The following is a 19,567-nucleotide window of genomic DNA, read 5'->3' on the forward strand; positions in this document are numbered from 1 at the left end:
ACACCATGGGGGAGCCACGCTCGGCCACGACGGCGCCGGGGACCGTCGAGGCCCTCCTCTTCGACCTCGACGGGACCCTCGTGGACACCCGGGAGGCCAACTACCAGGCCTACCGCGACGCGTTCGCGGCGTCGGGACACGACCTGAGCCCCCAGCAGTTCGCCACCACGTGGGGCCGTGACTCGCGGGACTTCATCCCCGACCTGCTGCCCGGCATCGACCGCGCCGGGATCGACACGATCCGGGCCGACAAGAGCCGCCGGTACGCCGACCTGCTGGACCGCACCACGGCCAACGACGCGCTCATCGCGTTCCTGCGGCTGGTGGCGCCGACGCACCGGACGGCGCTGGTGAGCACGGCGAAGTCGGTCAACGGCCGGCAGATCCTGGAGACCCACGGGCTGACCCCGCTGTTCGACGTCGTCGTCTGGGGCGACGAGGTCGAGCGCAGCAAGCCCGACCCGGAGGGCTATCTCCGGGCGCTGGGGGTGCTGGGCGCCGATCCCGCCCGCAGCCTCGCCTTCGAGGACTCCGAGACCGGCCGGCAGGCCGCGCTCGCCGCCGGCATCCCCGTCCTCGAGGTGCCGCACTTCTGATGGCTCTCCCTCGCTACTCCCGCGGCCGGCTCGCACTCATCGTCGTCGCACTGGTCGCGCTCGTCGTCTTCGCCGCCCTGTGCTGGTCGGTCCTCGAGTCGATGTGGACGCTGCTCCGCGAGAACCTGTCCGGCGGCGAGTGGGTCGTGCTCGGCGTCGCGGCGCTGGTCCAGCTCGTCGGGCACGTGCTCCGGGCGGCGCGGACGAAGGTCGTCATCGACAACGTGCGCAGGGGCAGCCTCGCCGGGCAGTTCCGGCACCTGTCCATCGGCTACCTGTTCAACGTGGTCTTCCCGTTCCGGGTCGGCGAGGTGGTCCGGTCCTACCTGATCGCCAAGACGCTGCGGATCAGCTTCCTGTACACGCTGCTGGCGGTGGTCCTGGAGCGGCTGATCGACGTCGTCCTGGTGTCCGTGGCGTTCCTCGTCTTCCTCGCCGTCATCGGCAACCCCGGCTCCGGGGTGCTCGCGCTCACGGCGGCGTCCGCGTTGGTCGTCGCGCTCGCGGCCGTCGTCGCCTTCGCGGCGTTCGTGCGGGAGAACCGCTTCCTCATGCGGATGGCCTGGCGGGCCTCCAGCTGGCTCAACACCGATCTGGAGAACCGCGCCCGCTTCAAGCTGTGGTCGGTCATCTTCGGCTTCCAGCGCTTCTCCCGGCAGCGTCGCCAGGTGGCCCGCTACGGCGTGCTGGCCCTCGCCTCCTGGGCCTGCTACCTCGCCGCCGCCCTGTTGGTCGGTGCCGTGGTCTTCACCGGGCTGGGCGGCAGTGACGCGATCGCGGCCGCCGCCGCGCCGGCCGCTGCGGTCAGCTCCGGCGTCGGCAACGGCGAGCCCGGCGGGTACCTGGAGGACATCCAGGGCTTCCTCGACGGCAGCACCGACCTCGAGGCGACGCAGGTGATCGTCTTCGCCGCGGCCACGTGGGTCGTCTCCAACGTGCCGGTCATGGTGGTCGCCGTCGTCGCACTGTTCGTCAACTGGGCCCGCCGCACGAGCGCCCCGCTGGCGGGCGCCGAGCTGGCGCCCTCGGACCGGTACGTGAACAAGCTCGGCCGCGACCAGGACATCTCCGGCTCGATGACGCACTTCCTGGACTCGTACTTCCAGCGCCAGCACCTGAGCACGGTGATGCACCGGCTGGAGGTCGAGGGCAACGTCAGCCTGGTCCGCTTCTTCAAGGGCGGGTCGAACGCCGTCACCCTCCTGGCGACCAACGGGTCGGGGGAGCTCTTCGTCAAGAAGATGGTGCCCACGGAGTACGCGCACCGGCTGAAGAACCAGCACGACTGGCTCGCCGAGCGTGGCGACCACGACCAGCTGGTCACGGTGCTGCGCGAGGAGCAGTCCACCGACCACTACGCCATCGACCTGGAGTACCGGCCCAGCAGCGTCCCGCTGTTCGAGTACGTGCACGAGCACCAGCTCGCGGCCGGCCAGGCGAAGATCGCCGAGGTCTGGGACTACATGTACTCGCGCGTCTACCAGATCGGGGCGCTCGAGCACCGGCCGGACGTCCGCGACGAGTACGTCACCGAGCGGTTCGTCCTCCGGGTGCGGACCGCCGCGGAGTCCCACCCCGCGCTCGCCGAGGCGCTCAAGGGCGACCGGATCGAGGTCAACGGGATCGAGCTGGACAACTTCGACCGCGTCCTCGCCCGCATCCAGGCCCACCCCGACGCGTGGGAGGACCTCGCGACGTTCCGCTCGTCGTCCAACATCCACGGCGACCTCACGGTGGACAACATCCTCGTGGACCTGCCCACCGACCGGGTCCTGGTCATCGACCCCTCCGACGACAACCAGATCCGCGGGCCGGTGATCGACTTCGCCCGGCACATGCAGTCGCTGCTCTACGGCTACGAGTTCCTCAACGACGACGAGGACCCGGTCCTGCTGGGCGAGTCCGAGGGCGGCGTCCCGGAGATCACCTACCGCGACGCCCGCTCGGCGCGCTACGCCGAGCTGGCCGACTTCGTGTCCACCGAGATCATGCCGCGCCGGCTGCTGCCCTCGGAGCAGCGCGCGGTGCTGTTCCACGTCGGGCTCTTCTACGGCCGGATGCTGACCCACCGGGTGGCGATCAACTCCGGCACGGTGCTCAAGTACTACGGCGCCTGCATCCAGGCGCTGAACCGCTTCCTGGACCAGTACGAGCTCCCCGCCGTCGCGGTCCAGGACGACGACGTCTTCGGCGACGCGCCGGTGGACGAGGAGGTCCTCGTACGGTGAACGCGGTCCCGCAGAAGGTGGTCGTCGCCATCCCGGCGTACAACTGCGCACCCCAGATCGGCCGGGTCCTCGACGAGATCCCCGACGAGGTGGCCGCCCGGGTCCAGGAGATCTGGGTGATCGACAACCGCAGCACCGACGACACCCTCGAGCGGGCCCTGGAGTACCAGCGCTCGGGCCGGCTGCCGAACCTCCGGGTGTTCCGGAACCGGCAGAACAACAGCCTCGGCGGCACGCACAAGGTGGCCTTCGAGCACGCCCGGGCCGCGGGGATGACCCACGTGGTGATCCTGCACGGGGACAACCAGGCCAAGAGCGACGAGCTCGCGCTGCTGCTGGACCACGCGCAGGCCCATCCGGAGACGCAGACCGTGCTCGGCTCACGGTTCAGCCGGCACTCCCAGCTGGCCGGTTACGACGCGAAGCGGGTCTGGGGCAACCGGGTGCTCAACGGCGTCTACAGCGTCGTGACGCTGCGCTCGCTGCAGGACCTCGGCTCCGGGCTGAACCTCTTCGCACTGCGCGACCTGGACCCGGCGACGTACCTGCGGTTCGCGAACCAGCTGACGTTCAACTACGAGCTCATCCTCGACCTGGTCCGCCGGAAGGTGCGCTTCGCCTACCTCCCGATCTCCTGGCGGGAGGAGGACCAGGTGTCCAACGCCCGGAACTGGAACATCTTCCGGACGGCGCTGCGCAACCTCGCCCTCTGGCGCCTGGGCCGGCCGACGTCGCAGCCGGCGACCGACCGCGACTACGAGTGGGACGAGGTCCGCTGATGGCCACCCTGCAGGTGCTCATGCCGATGGGGGGTCTGGGCACGCGTTTCCGCAAGGTCGGCATCAGCACGCCCAAGCCGCTCATCGAGGTCGACGGCGGTCCGATGTTCCAGCGCGCGCTGCGCTCGTTCGACCCCTGGGTGGGGGAGAAGACGGTGACCGTCGTGGTCCGCGCCGACGACGACGCCGAGCACGGGCTGGCCGACCGGGTGCTGGCCGCCCAGCCCGACGCCCGCATCGTGCTGCTGGACCACGACACCCGGGGTGCGGTGGAGACCTGCCTCGTGGCCCGCGAGGCCCTCGACCCGGACCAGCCGCTGGTCATCATCGACTGCGACATCGCCTTCGACAGCGCCGAGTACTTCCGGGTGCTGGCCGACGCCGTGGCGCAGGAGAGCCTCGACGGGCTGCTGCTGTCGTTCTCCTCGGTGCTGCCCCGCTACAGCTTCGCCGAGGTGGGCGCGGACGGCCTCGTCGTCCGCACCGCCGAGAAGCAGGCGATCTCCTCCGACGCGCTCATGGGCGTCTACTCGTTCACCACGGCGCGGGTCTTTCTCGACGCCGCCGACCGGCTGATGGCCCGGCAGATCGACGCCGCCATGCCCGAGTACTACGTGTCGCTGGTGTTCAACGAGCTCATCTCGTCGGGCCGGCGCGTGGGCCTGGTCCGCGGGGACTTCTACTGCTTCGGCACGCCCGAGGAGCTGGCCGCCTACCAGGCCACCGGCCTGCCGGTCTGACCACTGGACCGTGGGGGCCTAGCGTCTCTGGGTGCTGCCGGGAGGAACGGGGGTTCGAGCTGAGGCGTCAGTGACACATGGTGTTTGCTTCGTTACGGACCGGTCCGGAAGATGCCACGATGGCAGGCGATGGACACGACGACGAGGCCCATGCCCCCCGTGGCACAGCCGGCCATCGACACCTCCCGCGCCTCCCGCCTGGTTGCGACGCCGCCCCTGCCGCCTCGGCCGCGACTGGCCGCGTCGAAGCCGGGGACCGGCCACCACCCGCAGCGGCACGACATCCAGGGGCTCCGAGCCCTGGCGGTGCTGCTCGTGGTCGCTTATCACCTCCAGCCCGACCGGTTGCCGGGTGGCTTCGTCGGCGTGGATGTCTTCTTCGTGATCTCGGGCTACCTGATCGTCGGGTCGCTGTCGCGTGAGGCGATCAAGACGCAAACGATCCGACTCGGCCAGTTCTACGCCCGTCGTGTCCGGCGGTTGCTGCCGGCGGCGACGGTCGTCCTGCTGGCGGTCGTCGTAGCGACGGTGCTCCTCATGCCCGTCAGTCGGTGGCGGGCGACGGCGCTGGACGTCATCACCTCCGCGTTGCAGGTCCAGAACTGGGCCTTAGCGTTTGGTGCCGGCAGCTACGCCGAGGCCACAGCCGCAGTCTCCTCCGTCCAGCACTTCTGGTCGCTCGCCGTGGAGGAGCAGTTCTATCTATTCGTCCCGGTGCTCCTGCTTGGCACGGTTGCCGCGGCGACCCGGCTACGTCGTGACCCGCAGGTAGCGATCGTCTGGGTGCTGTCCGGCGTCGCGCTGCTGTCCTTCGTGCACTCGATCACCTATTCGGCCAGTAACCACGACGTCGCGTACTTCGCGACGACAACCCGGATCTGGGAGCTGGCCATTGGCGGGCTCGCGGCGGTGGGCGTCCTCAGGGCGCCCGGGCGTCAGTCTGTGCGTTGGGCTGCGGGGTGGGCCGGCGTCCTCGCCATTGGCGCCTCGGCGCTCCTGCTGAACACGACGATGGCCTTCCCCGGCTGGCTGGCTGCGATTCCGGTGCTCGGCACGCTGGCGGTGGTGTGGATGCCGCACTCGCCGGTCGACTCCACGCGTCCGGGCGACTTCTGGCACCGCGTGAGCGTGACGGCCCTGCTCGGGCTGCGTCCCGCGCGCTTCATTGGGGACGTCTCCTACTCGATGTACCTCTGGCACTGGCCGGTCATTGTCTTCTTCATCCATCTGAGCGGCCACGAGCCCACCGCCGTGGAGGGAGTCGCCCTTGTCGCGGTGCTCATCGCGTTCTCGTGGGCCTCGACGCAATTCATCGAGGCCCCGTTCCGCTCTGCCCGACCGCGACCGGGGCGTAGGGAGCGGTCCAGCGGTTCACGTTCCGCGGCCCTGCTGGCCGGCGGCCTCGTAGCCACGTCGGTCGTCGTAGCCGCCGTCCCGCTGGCCTACGTCTCGATCCGGGCGGCTTCCGCTTCAACCGCCGGCCTGGACGCCGACCACCCCGGTGGCCGGGACGAGCTCCCCGAGGACCTTCCCGCCTTCTCTGAAGGCGTCGAGGTTGTGCCGGACCCGATCGTGGCCGCCGATGACCGCTCCATCACCATGTCCGGCGTCTGCGACAGTTACGAGCCCGGGGTGACTGATCCGGCGGCCTGCACGTTCGGCGACGTCGACAGCGACCAGGTCGTGGTCCTGGTGGGGGACTCGCACGCCAGCCAGTTCAGCACCGTCCTGGCCGACGCCGGCTCCGACTATGGCTGGCGCGTCCAGGCCATGGTCCGGGCTGGCTGCCCGTTCAACGCCTCACCGCTGGTGGTCGATGGCGCGCGTCCCACGGGCTGCGTCGATGCCGATGCGCGCATCCTCGACGAGGTCTTGGACCTGAACCCCGACGTCGTGGTGACCTCGGCGATGACCCCGCGGGGCTACGCGGACGCGCTTGGCTGGACATGGGACGACACCGGCGAACTGGTGGAGGGCTACCGCTCTCTGTGGCAGCCGATCGTCGACGCCGGTATCCGCTTGGTCGTGATCCGGGACGTGCCATTCCCGACCTACGACGGGCCCGACTGCGTTGCTGAGCACGGTCCCGAGAGCACCGAGTGCTCGATGACCCGGGCGGAGGCCCTGCCCGAGGGCAGCGACCCGCTCCTGCTGGCGGCTGAGGGGATGGACGGCGTCTCGGTGGTCGACCTCAGCGACCACCTGTGCAACGACCGGGTGTGCCCGGGGGTCGTCGGGAACGTCTTGGTCTACAGAGACAACCACCTCACCGACACGTTCGCCCGCAGCCTCGGACCGGTGCTCAGTACCGAGATCGGCCTCATCTAACCCGTGGCTCCATTGACGAGCCGTCCCCACGTCCGGCCCGCGTCGGGATGGCTGGCCTGATCGGGGGGACACCGGCCTGCGACCGTTGGCCGGCCCCTGAGTCGACGCCCCGACATCTCGCCCGGTGCGGCCGACCGGCACAGGTGGTTACGGCTCGTCCGAATATGCCTCGTGTCCCGAGGACATCGCGGCTCGCGGGTCGAAGCCCTTGCCCACCGCGCCGATCGGCCGGCGACCGGCTGGCGAGGGCTGCCGCCTCGTCCCCGCCGACGTACTTTGCGCCGGCCATCGCCACGCCCTCGTGACCAAGCCCATCCGGCAATGGGCGGGCTCCCGAGCCCGGTGGGATAGGCGCGACGCATGGGGCGAGGTCGACATGTTGACACGCGTTCCTCGACTCAAGATCCGGCCGGTGGTTGCCGATGCTGCCCTTGGAGAGATGTGCCCTTTGCAGGGCACGCCGCCCACGATCCACCGGAGGACCCCCTCGTGCGCCGCCTCATCGCGGGATCCCTCGCCTCGGTCGCCTTCACCGGCACCTTCCTGATCCTCCCCGTCTACGCCGATCCCGGACCGGAGCCGGTCCCGGTGGAGGCCTCCTCCCAGGAGATCGAGCTGGGCTCGGTCGAGGAGCCGGCCGCGGCCGCCGACGTGCAGGAGGGCACGACCGACCCGGTCGCGGGCGTGAGCGACGCCGCCCCGGTGCTGACGGTCAACCGGACGGGCGTCGACGAGTTCTCGCTCGTCGGTGTGACGTGGGCCTACGACGCCGCCGTGACCGACGTCCTCGTCCAGGTACGGGTGCAGGACGCCGCCGGCACGTGGGGCACGTGGACCGAGGTCGGCACCGAGGACGCCGGCCCGGGGTCGGACGAGCACGCGGCACCGGAGACGCTGCGCGGCGGCACCGCCCCGCTGTGGACCGGCCCGAGCACGGGCGTCGAGGTGGAGCTGGTCACCCGGTCCGGCGCGGCGCCCACCGACGTGCAGCTCGACCTCATCGGCAGCGAGCAGAGCCCGGCCGACACGAACCTCGGGACCCCCGACATCCAGGACACCGCCGACGCCGCGATGGCGATGCCCGACGTGTACTCCCGCGAGCAGTGGGGTGCCGACCCGAACATCCGCACCTGGGACCCCGAGTACGCACCGACGATCAAGGCCGCGACGCTGCACCACACCGCCGACTCGAACAACTACACGGCCGACCAGGTGCCGCAGATGCTGCGGAACATCTACACGTATCACGCCCAGAAGCTGGGTTGGGGCGACATCGGCTACAACGTCGTCGTCGACAAGTTCGGCCGGCTCTGGGAGGGACGGGACGGCGGGCTCGCCTCCACCGTCATCGGGGCGCACGCGGGCGGGTTCAACACCGGGACCTTCGGTGTCTCGATGCTGGGCAACTACGACGCCGTCAACACGACGCAGCCGATGGTCGACGCGGTCGCGGCGATCATCGCCTGGAAGTTCTCCCTGTACGGCGTGAACCCCAACGGCCGCACCACGCTGGTCTCCGGTGGGGGAGGGACCGCCCGGTACGCCAAGGGCGTCGCGGTCGACCTGCCCACCATCTTCGGCCACCGCGACGTCGGCAGCACCGCCTGCCCCGGTCAGTACGGCTACGCCCGGCTGGGGGAGATCCGGTCGAAGGTCTCCGGGATGCTCGGCTCGGCGGTCCCCCTGGTGCAGCAGCGCTACGACACCGACTCCGCCGTCCGCACGCTGCTGGGCGCGGTCTCGACCCCGCCGACCCGGTTGCCCGACGGCATCGGTGCGTACGCCCACTACGCCGGCGGCTCGATCTACGCGACGAACGCGACCGGGGCCCACGTGCTCCGCGGGCCCATCCGGGACAAGTGGGCGTCGCTCGGCTGGGAGCGCAGCTCGCTGGGCTACCCGACCACCGACGTCACCCCGCTCGCCGGCGGCGGCCTGTTCGCCCACTTCCAGAACGGCTCCATCTACTGGTCGCCGGCGACCGGTGCGCACACGGTCGGCGGCGCGATCCGGGACCGCTGGGCGGCGCAGAACTGGGAGAACGGACCGCTGGGCTACCCGGTGTCTGACTGGACGACGACGCCGAACGGCCGGGCGCAGTACGTGCACTTCGCCGGCGGCTCGGTCTACTGGTCGCAGGCCACGGGTGCTCGGATCCTCCAGGGCCCGGTCATGGAGGCCTGGGGTCGCGCCGGATTCGAAAACGGCTCCCTGGGCCTTCCGCTGACCGACGTGGCCGCGACCCCGGGCACGCCCGGCCGTTTCGCACACTTCCAGAACGGCTCCATCTACTGGTCTCAGGCGACCGGCGCGCACACCGTCGGCGGCGCCATCCGTGATCGGTGGGCGGCGCAGAACTGGGAGAACGGACCGCTGGGCTACCCGGTGTCTGACTGGACGACGACGCCGAACGGCCGGGCGCAGTACGTGCACTTCGCCGGCGGGTCGATCTACTGGTCCCAAGCGACCGGCGCGCGCATCCTCACCGGCGCCGTCTACAGCGCCTGGGCCGCGACGGGCTGGGAGAACAGCCCGCTGGGCCTGCCGGTGAGCGACACGGGGACCACCCCCGACGGCCAGGCCCGGTACGCCCACTTCCAGAACGGCTCGGTGTACGCCACCACGGCCTTCGGCACGTCGGTCCTGCCCGCGGCCGTGGTCGAGGCCTGGGGACGGACCGGGTGGGAGGGCGGCCCGCTGGGTTACCCGACCGCGCCCGCGCCCGGCGCCGGGACGGCGGCCGGCTCGAGCGGCACGACGGAGGTCCGCTTCCAGGGCGGCGTCGTCGTCACCGGCCCGGGCGGCACGCATGCCGTCAGCTCCGCCTTCCAGGCCGCGGTGACCGCCGCCGGCGGGACCGCGGTCCTGGGCGCACCGACCACCGACGTCGCCACGACCCCGGACGGGCGCGCCTCGTACCAGCACTTCACCGCGGGGTCGATCTACGCGACGGCGGCGACGGGGGCCCACGCGGTCCGCGGGGCGGTCTACGACCTGTGGGCCCGCCGGGGCTGGGAGAACAGCTCGCTCGGCTACCCGGTGTCGACCACCGGGGCCACGCCGGACGGGCTCGGCCTCTACTCCCACTTCCAGGGCGGCTCGATCTACTGGACCCGGGCCACCGGCGCCCACCAGCTCGCCGGGCCGGTGTACGACGCCTGGGCGCGGACCGGCTGGGAGCAGGGCGTGCTGCGCTACCCGACCACCGACGTCACCTCCACCCCGGACGGCCGCGGCCAGTACGCCTACTTCCAGGGCGGCGCCGTCTACTCCAGCCAGGTCGGGGGAGCGCGCGTGCTCCGCGGCGCGGTCCTCGACGCGTGGGCGTCCACCGGCTGGGAGCAGGGCCGCCTGGGCTGGCCGACGTCGGACCCGGTCGCGGTCTCCGGCGGCACCCGCACCGACTTCGAGCACGGCTCGATCACCGTCTCCACCAGCACGGGCGCGGCCACCGTCACCGTCCGGTGACCCACGCTGCCGCCCCGTCCCGAACGACCGACCGGCTCCGCCCGGTCCTGAGGAGCTCGCCATGACCGTCCGTACCCGTTCCGCTCTCGTCCTGGTCGCGGCCGCCCTGCTCCCGCTCGCCGGCTGCTCGTCCGACGACCCCGACACCGACACCGCGGCCGCCGAGGGGCCGGCCGCGACGTCGTCGTCCTCGTCGGCCCCGGCGTCCGAGGAGACCGAGCCCCCCGCCGGGGAGACGGCCGCCACCGACCCGCCGCGGCCGGCGACCACCGACGTCGTCCTCACCCAGGCCGAGTGGGACCCCGCCGAGGCCGCCCTCCTGGGCTCCGGCTACATCAGCCCGGTCGTCGAGGACGGCGGCACCTGCACCCTCGAGGTCTCCCGGGACGGCAACGTCGTCCGCGCGACGACCGAGGGCATCGCCGACGCCACGACGACGGTCTGCGACGGCCTGGCCCTGCCCGGCGACGAGCTGCGGTCCGGTACCTGGACGGTGGTCCTGCGCTACGAGTCGGAGACCACGTCGGGCGAGTCCGCGCCGGTCGAGGTCGAGGTGGCCCCGTGACCCGTCTGCGCCGCCTCCTGGCCGTGGTGGCCGCGGGCGTCGCCGTCGCGGCGGCCGGCACCGCGGTGCTGACGGCGCCCACGCCGGCTCTGGCTCCGCAGCTCGAGGAGGCCGCGGACCCTAGTCAGTTCCGCCCGGGCAACATCATCAGCGACCAGCTGTTCTTCGACGGCAACGCGATGTCGGCCGCGGCCGTGCAGACGTTCCTCAACCAGAAGAACCCGAACTGCCGCCCCGCCGCGGACGGCACGCCCTGCCTGAAGAACGCCCGGCAGACCACCTACACGCGTCCGGCGGACGCGTACTGCCGCGGCGCCTACGTCGGTGCTCCCGACGAGACCGCGGCGACGATCATCGCGAAGGCCGGCCAGGCCTGCGGGATCAGCCAGCGGGTGCTCCTCGTCCTCCTGCAGAAGGAGCAGGGGCTGGTCACGCTCAGCGGTAACGACCTGAACGGGACTCGGTACCAGAAGGCCACGGGGTACGCCTGCCCGGACACCGCACCCTGCGACAGCGCGTACTTCGGTATGTACAACCAGGTCTACATGGCCGCCTGGCGGTACAAGTGGTACGCGGGCAACCCGGGGTACCTGGGTCGCCGGGTGGGCGCGACCGTCCAGATCCGCTACGACACCGAGCCCGAGTGCGGGTCCTCGCCCGTGTTCCTCGAGAACCAGGCCACCGCGGGCCTGTACAACTACACGCCCTACCAGCCCAATGCGGCGTCGCTGTCCTCCTACCCGAGGACGGGTGACGGCTGCTCGAGCTACGGCAACCGCAACTTCTGGTTCCAGTACACCGACTGGTTCGGCTCGACCCAGGTGCCGGGTGCCAGCGAGGTGACGGGCCGCTACGCCCAGACCGGCGGGGAGACCGGACCGCTCGGCGCGACCCGGGGCAACGTCATCTGCGGCCTGCGCAACGGTGGTTGCCTGCAGTCCTACGCGCAGGGCGTCATCTACTGGTCGCAGGGCACGGGGGCGCGGATCGTCTGGTACGGCGCGGTCCGGGACAAGTGGGGCACGGGCTACTGGGAAGCCGGTCAGATGGGGTACCCAGTGGGCGACGGCTTGTGTGGGCTGGCGGGCGGGGGCTGCTTCCAGGCCTTCGAGGGCGGTTCCATCTACTGGTCGCCGGCCACCGGTCCGCATGTCGTCGCCAGCGCCATCCGCGACAAGTGGGGGTCGCTCAACTACGAGTTCGGAGCACTGGGCTACCCGGTGTCGGACCAGACGACGACGCCCAACGGCGCGGCGCAGTATGCGCACTTCCAGCGGGGCTCGATCTACTGGTCGCAGGCGACCGGTCCTCATGTCCTCTCCGGTCCCGTCTACGACCGCTGGGCGGCCAGCGGCTGGGAGAACAGCCCCCTGGGGTTGCCTCGCACCGACGTCGGCACCACGCCCGACGGGCGGGGCACGTTCGCTCACTTCCAGAACGGGTCGATCTACCGGACCGAGATCACAGGTGCTCGCATCCTCATGAGCCCTGTCGTCACCTCGTGGGGCGGCACGGGCTGGGAGAACGGGCCGCTTGGCTACCCGGTGTCGGACCAGACGAGCACGCCCAACGGCGCGGCCCAGTATGTGCACTTCGAGCGAGGCTCGATCTACTGGTCCCAGGCGACGGGCGCGCACGTCCTCTCGGGGCCCGTCTACGACCGGTGGGCGGCCAGCGGTTGGGAGAACAGCCCGCTGGGCCTTCCCGTCACCGACGTTAGGGCGACGCCGGACGGGCGTGGCACGTTCGCGCACTTCCAGAACGGGTCCATCTATCGGACGGCATCGACGGGTGCCCGCATCCTCATGAGCCCGATCGTCGCCAAGTGGGGCGCCATGGGCTGGGAAAACGGGGCGTTGGGGTACCCGGTGGCTGACCAGGCAGGGGTCGACGGCGCAGGCCAGGCCGTGCAGTTCGAGAGGGGTTCTGTCTACTGGTCCCAGGCGACCGGTGCCCACCGGCTCGCCGGCCCGGTCCTGTCCGCTTGGAGCATCGGTGGTGGAGCGGGTGGCCCCATGGGGCTGCCGACCAGCGACGTCGGCCGGACGCCGGACGGGCTCGCCGACTACGGCCACTTCCAGCGCGGGTCGATCTACGTGACCGCGTCGGGCACCTTCCCGCTGCCGTCGGCCGTGGCCGCCGCGTGGGGGCGGACCGGCTGGGAGCACGGGCCGCTGGGCTATCCCGCGACGGTCGGCGGCGGAGCGGCCGCCGAGCCGCTGCCGGCCGGAGCGACGGTGCAGCCGTTCCAGGGCGGCGCGGTGTACGCCGCGTCCAGCACCGCAGCCCACGCCGTCCCGGCCGACCTGCTCGCCGCCTACCGGGCGGCCGGGGGAGCGACCGGCGTCCTGGGGCTGCCGACGACGGACTCCGGGCGGACGCCCGACGGCGTGGCGAGCTACCAGCACTTCGCCGGGGGCTCGATCTACGCGACCGCGGCGACGGGCGCCCGGGTGCTCCCGACGGTGTTCCGCGACGCCTGGGCCGGCAGTGGCTGGGAGCGCGGCCCGCTGGGTTACCCCGTCAGCGGCGTGTCGACCACCCCGGACGGGCTGGGGCAGTACGTGCACTTCCAGGGCGGGTCGGTCTACTGGACGCGAGCCACGGGTGCCCACGTGCTCGCCGGCCCGGTCCTGGACGCCTGGGCGCGCGGTGGCTGGGAGACCGGCCCGCTCGGCTACCCGACCACCGACGTGACCGCGACGCCGGACGGCCAGGGCCGGTACGCCTACTTCCAGGGCGGTGCGATCTACTCCAGCCCGGCCGGTGGCGCCCGTGTCCTGCGCGGGGCGGTCCTCGACGCGTGGGCGGGCACGGGCTGGGAGCAGGGCCGGCTGGGCTACCCGACCGGAGACCTGCAGACGGTGCCGGGTGGCACGCGGCAGTCGTTCCAGCGCGGGTCGATCACGGTGTCGGGGGACACCGGGACGGCGAGCGTGCAGTACTCCTGATCCAGGTGTGGCGGAAGGGTCCGGCCCGACGGTGTGCCGGACTCCGACCCCCCATCCCGCAGGTAGCGTGGGGCGCATGACTGCGACGGCTGCACCCGGCGTGCGGAGCTGGCGCAGAGCCGTCGACGACCTCGTCGGCGGCTGGGGCCAGCGCCAGCTCTGGGGCCACCTCGGCTGGCAGGACATCCGCCAGCGCTACCGCCGATCGGTCCTCGGACCGGTCTGGATCAGCATCAGCATGGCCGTCACGGCCATCGCGCTCGGTGTGCTGTACGCCGGTCTGTTCGGCAACGACCTGTCGGTCCAGCTGCCCTACATCCTCGTCGGGTTCATCGTGTGGGCCTTCATCAGCGGGTGCATCAGCGAGGGCTCCGAGGTCTTCATCGCCAACGAGGGCCTCATCAAGCACCTGCCGGCACCGCTGTCGGTGCACATCTACCGGCTCGTGTGGCGCCAGACCCTGTTCTTCGGCCACAACCTCGTGGTCTACGCGGTCATGCTGATCGTCTTCCCGCAGGACCTCACGTGGCGCAGCCTCACGGCGATCCCCGCGTTCGGCCTGCTCATGCTGAACGGTGCGTGGGTGGCGCTGCTGCTGGGCATCGTGACCACCAGGTTCCGCGACCTCACGCCCATCACCCAGAGCCTGGTGCAGCTGCTGTTCTTCCTCACGCCGATCGTCTGGATCTACGAGGACCTGGTCAACAGCCCCAACACGGCGATCGCGGAGCGTGCGCGGCTGGTGGAGTTCAACCCGCTGCTGCACTTCCTGGAGATCATCCGCCAGCCGATGCTCGGCCACGAGCAGCACCTCCGGCACTGGATCGTGGTCCTGGTGATCACCGTGGTCGGCTGGGCACTCACCCTGTACGCGCTCCGGCGCTTCCGCTCCCGCGTCTCGTACTGGGTCTGACATGTCGGAGGACAGTTCGCTGGTCAGCATCACCACCCGGGACGCCTGCGTCGACTTCCCGATCTTCGACGCCAAGAGCCGTTCCCTGAAGAAGACGGTCATGGGACTCGTCGGCGGCAACATCGCCAGCGACACCAAGGTGCCGATCATCGAGGCGCTCCGGGACATCACCCTCGACCTCCGCCACGGGGCCCGCGTCGGGCTCGTGGGGCACAACGGCGCCGGGAAGTCGACCCTGCTGCGGCTGCTCTCCGGCATCTACGAGCCGACCCGGGGCCAGGCGGAGGTGCGCGGCCGCGTGGCCCCCGTGTTCGACCTGGGCGTCGGCATGGACCCCGAGGTGACCGGCCTGGAGAACATCGTCGTCCGGGGCCTGTTCCTCGGCATGACGCGCAAGCAGATGGAGTCGCGGATCGACGACATCGCCGACTTCACCGAGCTCGGCGACTTCCTGCGCATGCCGCTGCGCACCTACTCGACCGGCATGCGGGTGCGCCTCGCCCTGGGCGTGGTCACCAGCATCGACCCGGAGATCCTGCTGCTCGACGAGGGCATCGGTGCCGTCGACGCGGCGTTCCTGGAGAAGTCGAAGAAGCGGTTGTCCGAGCTCGTGGAGCGTTCCGGTCTGCTCGTCTTCGCGTCGCACTCCGACGAGTTCCTCCGCGAGCTGTGCGACACCGCGATCTGGATGGAGCACGGCCAGATCCGGCAGCACGGCGAGCTCGAGGACGTGCTGCGGGCCTACAAGGGCGACCGCGCGTGACGCCGCCGACGGCCGTCGAGCGGGTCGTCGCCGTCGTCGTCACCCGGCACCGGCCGGAGCTGCTGCGGGCGAGTCTCACGGCCCTCGCCTCCCAGAGCCGGCCGGTCGACCACCTCGTCGTCGTCGACAACGGACCCGACCAGCCGGCCGAGGAGGCCGTGCGGGCCTGCGGCCTGCCGGTCACCTACCTGCCCAGCGAGCGCAACCTCGGCGGTGCCGGTGGCTTCGCCCTCGGGATGCTGCACGCCCTCGCGCTGGGCGCGGACTGGGTGTGGTGCGCCGACGACGACGGCCGTCCCGCCGACGACACCGTGCTCGCCACGCTGCTCGACGCCGCCCGCCGGCACGGGCTGGCCGAGGTGTCCCCGCTGGTGACCGACATGGCCGACCCCGACCGGCTGGCCTTCCCGCTGCGCCGGGGCCTGCGCTGGCGCCGCAACCGCAGCGACTTCCGCGGCATCGAGATCCTGCCCAGGTACGCCTCGCTGTTCAACGGGGCGCTGTTCCGCGCGGACGCGCTCGACGCGGTCGGCGTGCCCGACTACCGGCTGTTCTTCCGCGGCGACGAGACGGAGATCCACCGTCGGCTGCTGCGGTCCGGGCTGCCCTTCGGCACCTGCACGCAGGCGGCCTACCTGCACCCGGAGGGGACGACGGAGTTCGAGCCCATCCTCGGCGGCCGGCTCTCCGCGCAGTACCCGGGCAACGAGGTCAAGCGCTTCTTCACCTACCGCAACCGCGGCTACCTGATGGCCCAGCCCGGCATGCGCTGGTTGTGGCCGCTGGAGATCGTCCGCTTCACCTGGTTCTTCCTCGTCACCCGCCGCGATCCGGCCGGCTGGCGGGAGTGGCTGCGGCTCACGCGGGCCGGCCGCCGCGAACGCCTGACCCGCGCCTGACGGCCCCGGACACGACGACGCCCGGACGGGATCCCCCGTCCGGGCGTCGTCGTGCGTGGGGTCACACGCGGGTGTAGCCCCACTCCTCGAAGGCCTGGCCCCAGCGGTCCACGCTGGTCAGCTCGCCGGCCGCCTCGCGGTAGCGCCGCTGGATCTCCGGCCACTCGCGGGACAGCCGCCGCAGGAGCTGGCCGGACTGGGTGAACAGCCGGCGGAAGGCCTGCGGGTCGCGCTGGCGGAACGTGACGCCACGCCCGTCCGCGGTGCCGACGGTGGCGCTGTCGAGCCGGGAGAGCAGGAACCACTGGGCGTCCTGGAACGACAGGTTCAGCTGCGGGACCTCCCGCGAGCCCTCGTCGACCGGCCGCACGTTGCGCGCGATGGCCGAGACCAGCGTCCGGCCGATCTGGACCGGGGAGACCGGGATGGTGCGGAACCGGATCGCCTCGGCCGCGCTCATCGACGGGAGCGGCAGGTCGCCCGAGTTGGGGATGACCCGGCCGTCGGTCCAGCCGGCCCGCTTCTCGCGGGCCCGGCCCACCGAGCCCGGCATGCCCTCGAACAGACCCTCCGGGCCGGCCAGCAGGTCGCGGTAGGCCGTCTGGTGCAGCTCGACGGTCGAGTACTGCAGCGTGATCAGGAACCGCAGGTCGGCCTTGAGCATCTCCTTGAAGAGCCGGCCGCCGTGCTTGTGCGGCGAGTGCAGCGCCGCCGCGATCAGCCGGTTGCGGATGTGGAAGTACGCCTGCCAGTCGCTGGCGTCGTCCTTGTCGCCCCAGGAGAGGTGCCAGATGGCCGTCCCGGGCAGAGAGACGGTGGGGAAGCCGGCGGCGAAGGCCCGCAGGCCGTACTCGGCGTCGTCCCACTTGATGAAGACCGGCAGCGGCATGCCGATCGCCTCGAACACCGGGCGGGGGATGAGGCACATCCACCAGCCGTTGTAGTCGACGTCGATCCGGCGGTGCAGCTCCGGCGACTTGCGCAGCGAGTGCTCCCCGAAGTCGTGGAAGTACTCGGTGTGCGGGGCGTTGCGCCAGAAGAAATTCGACCGGTCGACGATCTCGCCCATCGTGTGCAGGACCGACCGGTCCTGCAGGGCGAGCATCTGACCGCCCACGAGCATCGGCTGGCGGGCGTACGCCGCGAAGGCACGGGCCCGCAGGATGCTGTCGGGCTCCAGCTGGATGTCGTCGTCGAGCAGGATGTGGTGGGTCACGTCGCTGCGGGTGAACGACTCGTGCATCGTGCGGGCGAACCCGCCGCTCCCGCCGAGGTTGGGCTGTTCGACGATCCGCAGCCGGTCCCCGAGTGCCGCGGCGACGTCGGCGTAGGCCGGCACGTCCTTCACGTTGTTGTTGCCCTGGTCGGCGACGGTCACCAGGTGCAGCGCGTCGCGCACGGTCGCGTCCTCGACCAGTGCGGTCAGCGCCGCCACCGCGTCGACGGGCCGGTTGTACGTACAGATCCCGATGCCCAGGCGCGGCTGCTCCACCGGCGCGACGGGGGCGTACCAGCCGGCGTCGCGCACGGTCGTCTCGTCGTCGGTCGTCAGGTCGAACCAGTACCAGCCGCCGTCGATGAAGGGGCCGAGGTCGAGCTCGAACTCCAGCGTCCGCTCGTCCCCGCCCTCGTGCACCGCGCCGGTGACGTGCATCGACTCGCCGTCGGCCTTGGAGCGGTACACGTCCACGCGGCAGGTGCCCGAGACGGTCACCCGCAGCACCACGGACTCCAGCACGCTCCAGCGCCGCCAGTAGCTGGCCGGGAAGGCGTTGAAGTAGGTGGCGAACGAGAGCTCGGCCGCGGCCGGCACCTGCACGGTGAAGCGGTCGGCGCACCGCACCCGCGGCGAGTTGACCTCGTCGAGGTACAGGCTGCGCACCTTGAGCTGGTCGGCCGGGCGCGGCATCAGGACGCGCTGCAGCAGCTCGACGGCCTTGCCCGGCAGCAGGTCCTCGGGAGCCGGTTCGCTGACCACCTCGGGCGAGACGGGAGCGTCGGGGTCCACGGTCAGGTCGGTCGTCGTCATGAGGCGGGTCAGTCCTCCAGGCGGCCGTCGAGAGAGCCGCCCTCGTCGAAGAAGGGACGGATGCGGTTGTCGAACATGCTCAGCGCCGAGCCGATGGCCATGTGCATGTCCAGGTACTTGTAGGTCCCGAGCCGGCCGCCGAACAGGACGCGCTTGTCCGCCGCCTCCTTCTTGGCCAGCTCGCGGTAGCGCTCCAGCTTGGCGCGGTCCTCGGGGGTGTTGATCGGGTAGTACGGCTCGTCACCGGTCTCGGCGGACCGCGAGAACTCGCGGACGACGACCGTCTTGTCCGTGGGGTACTCCCGCTCCGGGTGGAAGTGCCGGAACTCGTGGATCCGGGTGTAGGGCACGTCCTCGTCGGCGTAGTTCATGACCGGCGTCCCCTGGAAGTCACCGATCGGGAGCACCTCGGTCTCGAAGTCGAGGGTGCGCCAGCCCAGCTCGCCGGCCTCGAAGTCGAAGTACTTGTCGATCGGGCCGGTGAAGACGGTCGGCACGTCGGCGGGCAGCTCGTCCCGGACGTCGAAGTAGTCGGTGGACAGCCGTACCTCGATGTTCGGGTGCTCGGCCATCCGGGTCAGCCAGGCGGTGTAGCCGTCGACCGGCAGGCCCTCGTAGGTGTCGTTGAAGTACCGGTTCTCGAAGTTGTAGCGGACCGGGAGTCGCGCGATGACCGCGGCGGGGAGCTCGGTGGGGTCGGTCTGCCACTGCTTCTTGGTGTACCCGCGGACGAACGCCTCGTAGAGGGGGCGGCCGATCAAGGAGATCGCCTTCTCCTCGAGGTTGGTCACGTTGTCGGCGTCGATCTCGGCCGCCTGCTCGGCGACGAGCGCGCGGGCCTCGTCGGGCGAGAAGCTCTTGCCGAAGTACTGGCACAGCGTCAGCAGGTTCATCGGGAACGAGTACGTCTGCCCCGAGTAGGTCGTGAAGACCCGGTGCTGGTAGCTCGTGAACTCGGTGAACTGGTTCACGTACTGCCAGACCCGCTCGTTGGACGTGTGGAACAGGTGCGCGCCGTAGACGTGCACCTCGATCCCCGTCTCGGGCTCGGGGGCGGAGTAGGCGTTGCCGCCGATGTGGTCGCGGCGGTCGATGACGAGCACCCGCTTGTCGAGCTGGGTGGCCACGCGCTCCGCCACGGTCAGTCCGAAGAAGCCGGAACCCACGACGACGAGGTCAGGTCTCGCTGAGGTCACGGGAACCGACGGTACCTTGGACGGGGCCGTCGACCACCCCCGGCGCGGGTCCCACGGGCCTGCTGTGACGGCCGGGGACTGCGGGGCGCCCGCGACCCGCCCGGAGGATGGG

General features: G+C 71.2%; 13 protein-coding genes. 11 read left to right on the forward strand and 2 right to left on the reverse strand.

Features of this window, described 5'->3' with window-relative positions:
• Positions 1 to 5 precede the first annotated feature (5 nt).
• From N555_RS0116490 to N555_RS0116540, 11 genes are all read left to right on the forward strand, one after another.
• On the forward strand, positions 6 to 596 hold the full coding sequence (locus N555_RS0116490) for an HAD family hydrolase (protein ID WP_029432600.1): 591 nt from the start codon (positions 6 to 8) through the stop codon (positions 594 to 596).
• Entirely contained in the window at positions 596 to 2,824 is a 2,229-nt protein-coding gene (locus N555_RS0116495) for a lysylphosphatidylglycerol synthase transmembrane domain-containing protein (protein WP_029432601.1), read from the forward strand. The genes N555_RS0116490 and N555_RS0116495 overlap by 1 nt, the downstream gene beginning before the upstream one ends.
• Entirely contained in the window at positions 2,821 to 3,603 is a 783-nt protein-coding gene (locus tag N555_RS28390; RefSeq protein ID WP_051684160.1) for a glycosyltransferase family 2 protein, read from the forward strand. Before N555_RS0116495 ends, N555_RS28390 begins: the two co-directional genes overlap by 4 nt.
• On the forward strand, positions 3,603 to 4,343 hold the full coding sequence (locus tag N555_RS0116505) for a glycosyltransferase family 2 protein (RefSeq protein ID WP_029432603.1): 741 nt from the start codon (positions 3,603 to 3,605) through the stop codon (positions 4,341 to 4,343). Before N555_RS28390 ends, N555_RS0116505 begins: the two co-directional genes overlap by 1 nt.
• A gap of 129 nt (positions 4,344 to 4,472) precedes the next feature.
• Entirely contained in the window at positions 4,473 to 6,671 is a 2,199-nt protein-coding gene (locus N555_RS0116510) for an acyltransferase family protein (protein WP_051684161.1), read from the forward strand.
• A 489-nt stretch (positions 6,672 to 7,160) separates the two neighbouring features.
• On the forward strand, positions 7,161 to 10,139 hold the full coding sequence (locus N555_RS0116515) for an N-acetylmuramoyl-L-alanine amidase (RefSeq protein WP_034511181.1): 2,979 nt from the start codon (positions 7,161 to 7,163) through the stop codon (positions 10,137 to 10,139).
• A 61-nt stretch (positions 10,140 to 10,200) separates the two neighbouring features.
• The gene (locus N555_RS0116520; protein WP_029432606.1) at positions 10,201 to 10,704 is read left to right on the forward strand and encodes a hypothetical protein; all 504 of its coding nucleotides are present in this window, start codon (positions 10,201 to 10,203) and stop codon (positions 10,702 to 10,704) included.
• Positions 10,701 to 13,655, forward strand: coding sequence for a hypothetical protein (locus N555_RS26970; protein ID WP_029432607.1), 2,955 nt, complete (start codon positions 10,701 to 10,703; stop codon positions 13,653 to 13,655). Before N555_RS0116520 ends, N555_RS26970 begins: the two co-directional genes overlap by 4 nt.
• A gap of 76 nt (positions 13,656 to 13,731) precedes the next feature.
• Positions 13,732 to 14,568 carry a galactan export ABC transporter permease subunit Wzm/RfbD gene (locus N555_RS0116530; RefSeq protein ID WP_029432608.1) on the forward strand — a complete coding sequence of 279 codons (837 nt, stop codon included), beginning with the start codon at positions 13,732 to 13,734 and terminating at the stop codon, positions 14,566 to 14,568.
• A gap of 1 nt (position 14,569) precedes the next feature.
• Positions 14,570 to 15,331 (forward strand): galactan export ABC transporter ATP-binding subunit Wzt/RfbE, encoded by a 762-nt coding sequence (locus tag N555_RS0116535; protein ID WP_231502874.1) that lies wholly within the window; start codon positions 14,570 to 14,572, stop codon positions 15,329 to 15,331.
• Complete coding sequence (locus N555_RS0116540) at positions 15,328 to 16,230, forward strand: galactofuranosyltransferase GlfT1 (protein WP_029432610.1); 903 nt, start codon at positions 15,328 to 15,330, stop codon at positions 16,228 to 16,230. Before N555_RS0116535 ends, N555_RS0116540 begins: the two co-directional genes overlap by 4 nt.
• A 61-nt stretch (positions 16,231 to 16,291) precedes the next feature.
• Here the strand turns inward: N555_RS0116540 and N555_RS0116545 are convergent, their stop codons facing one another.
• Positions 16,292 to 18,259, reverse strand: a complete 1,968-nt coding sequence (locus N555_RS0116545; RefSeq protein WP_029432611.1) for a glycosyltransferase — start codon at positions 18,257 to 18,259, stop codon at positions 16,292 to 16,294.
• Positions 18,260 to 18,267: 8 nt separating this feature from the next.
• Entirely contained in the window at positions 18,268 to 19,455 is a 1,188-nt protein-coding gene (glf, locus tag N555_RS0116550; RefSeq protein ID WP_029432612.1) for a UDP-galactopyranose mutase, read from the reverse strand.
• Between the last annotated feature and the right edge of the window lie 112 nt (positions 19,456 to 19,567).

Source organism: Blastococcus sp. URHD0036 (assembly GCF_000701365.1).
In the GTDB taxonomy this organism is placed as follows: domain Bacteria; phylum Actinomycetota; class Actinomycetes; order Mycobacteriales; family Geodermatophilaceae; genus Trujillonella.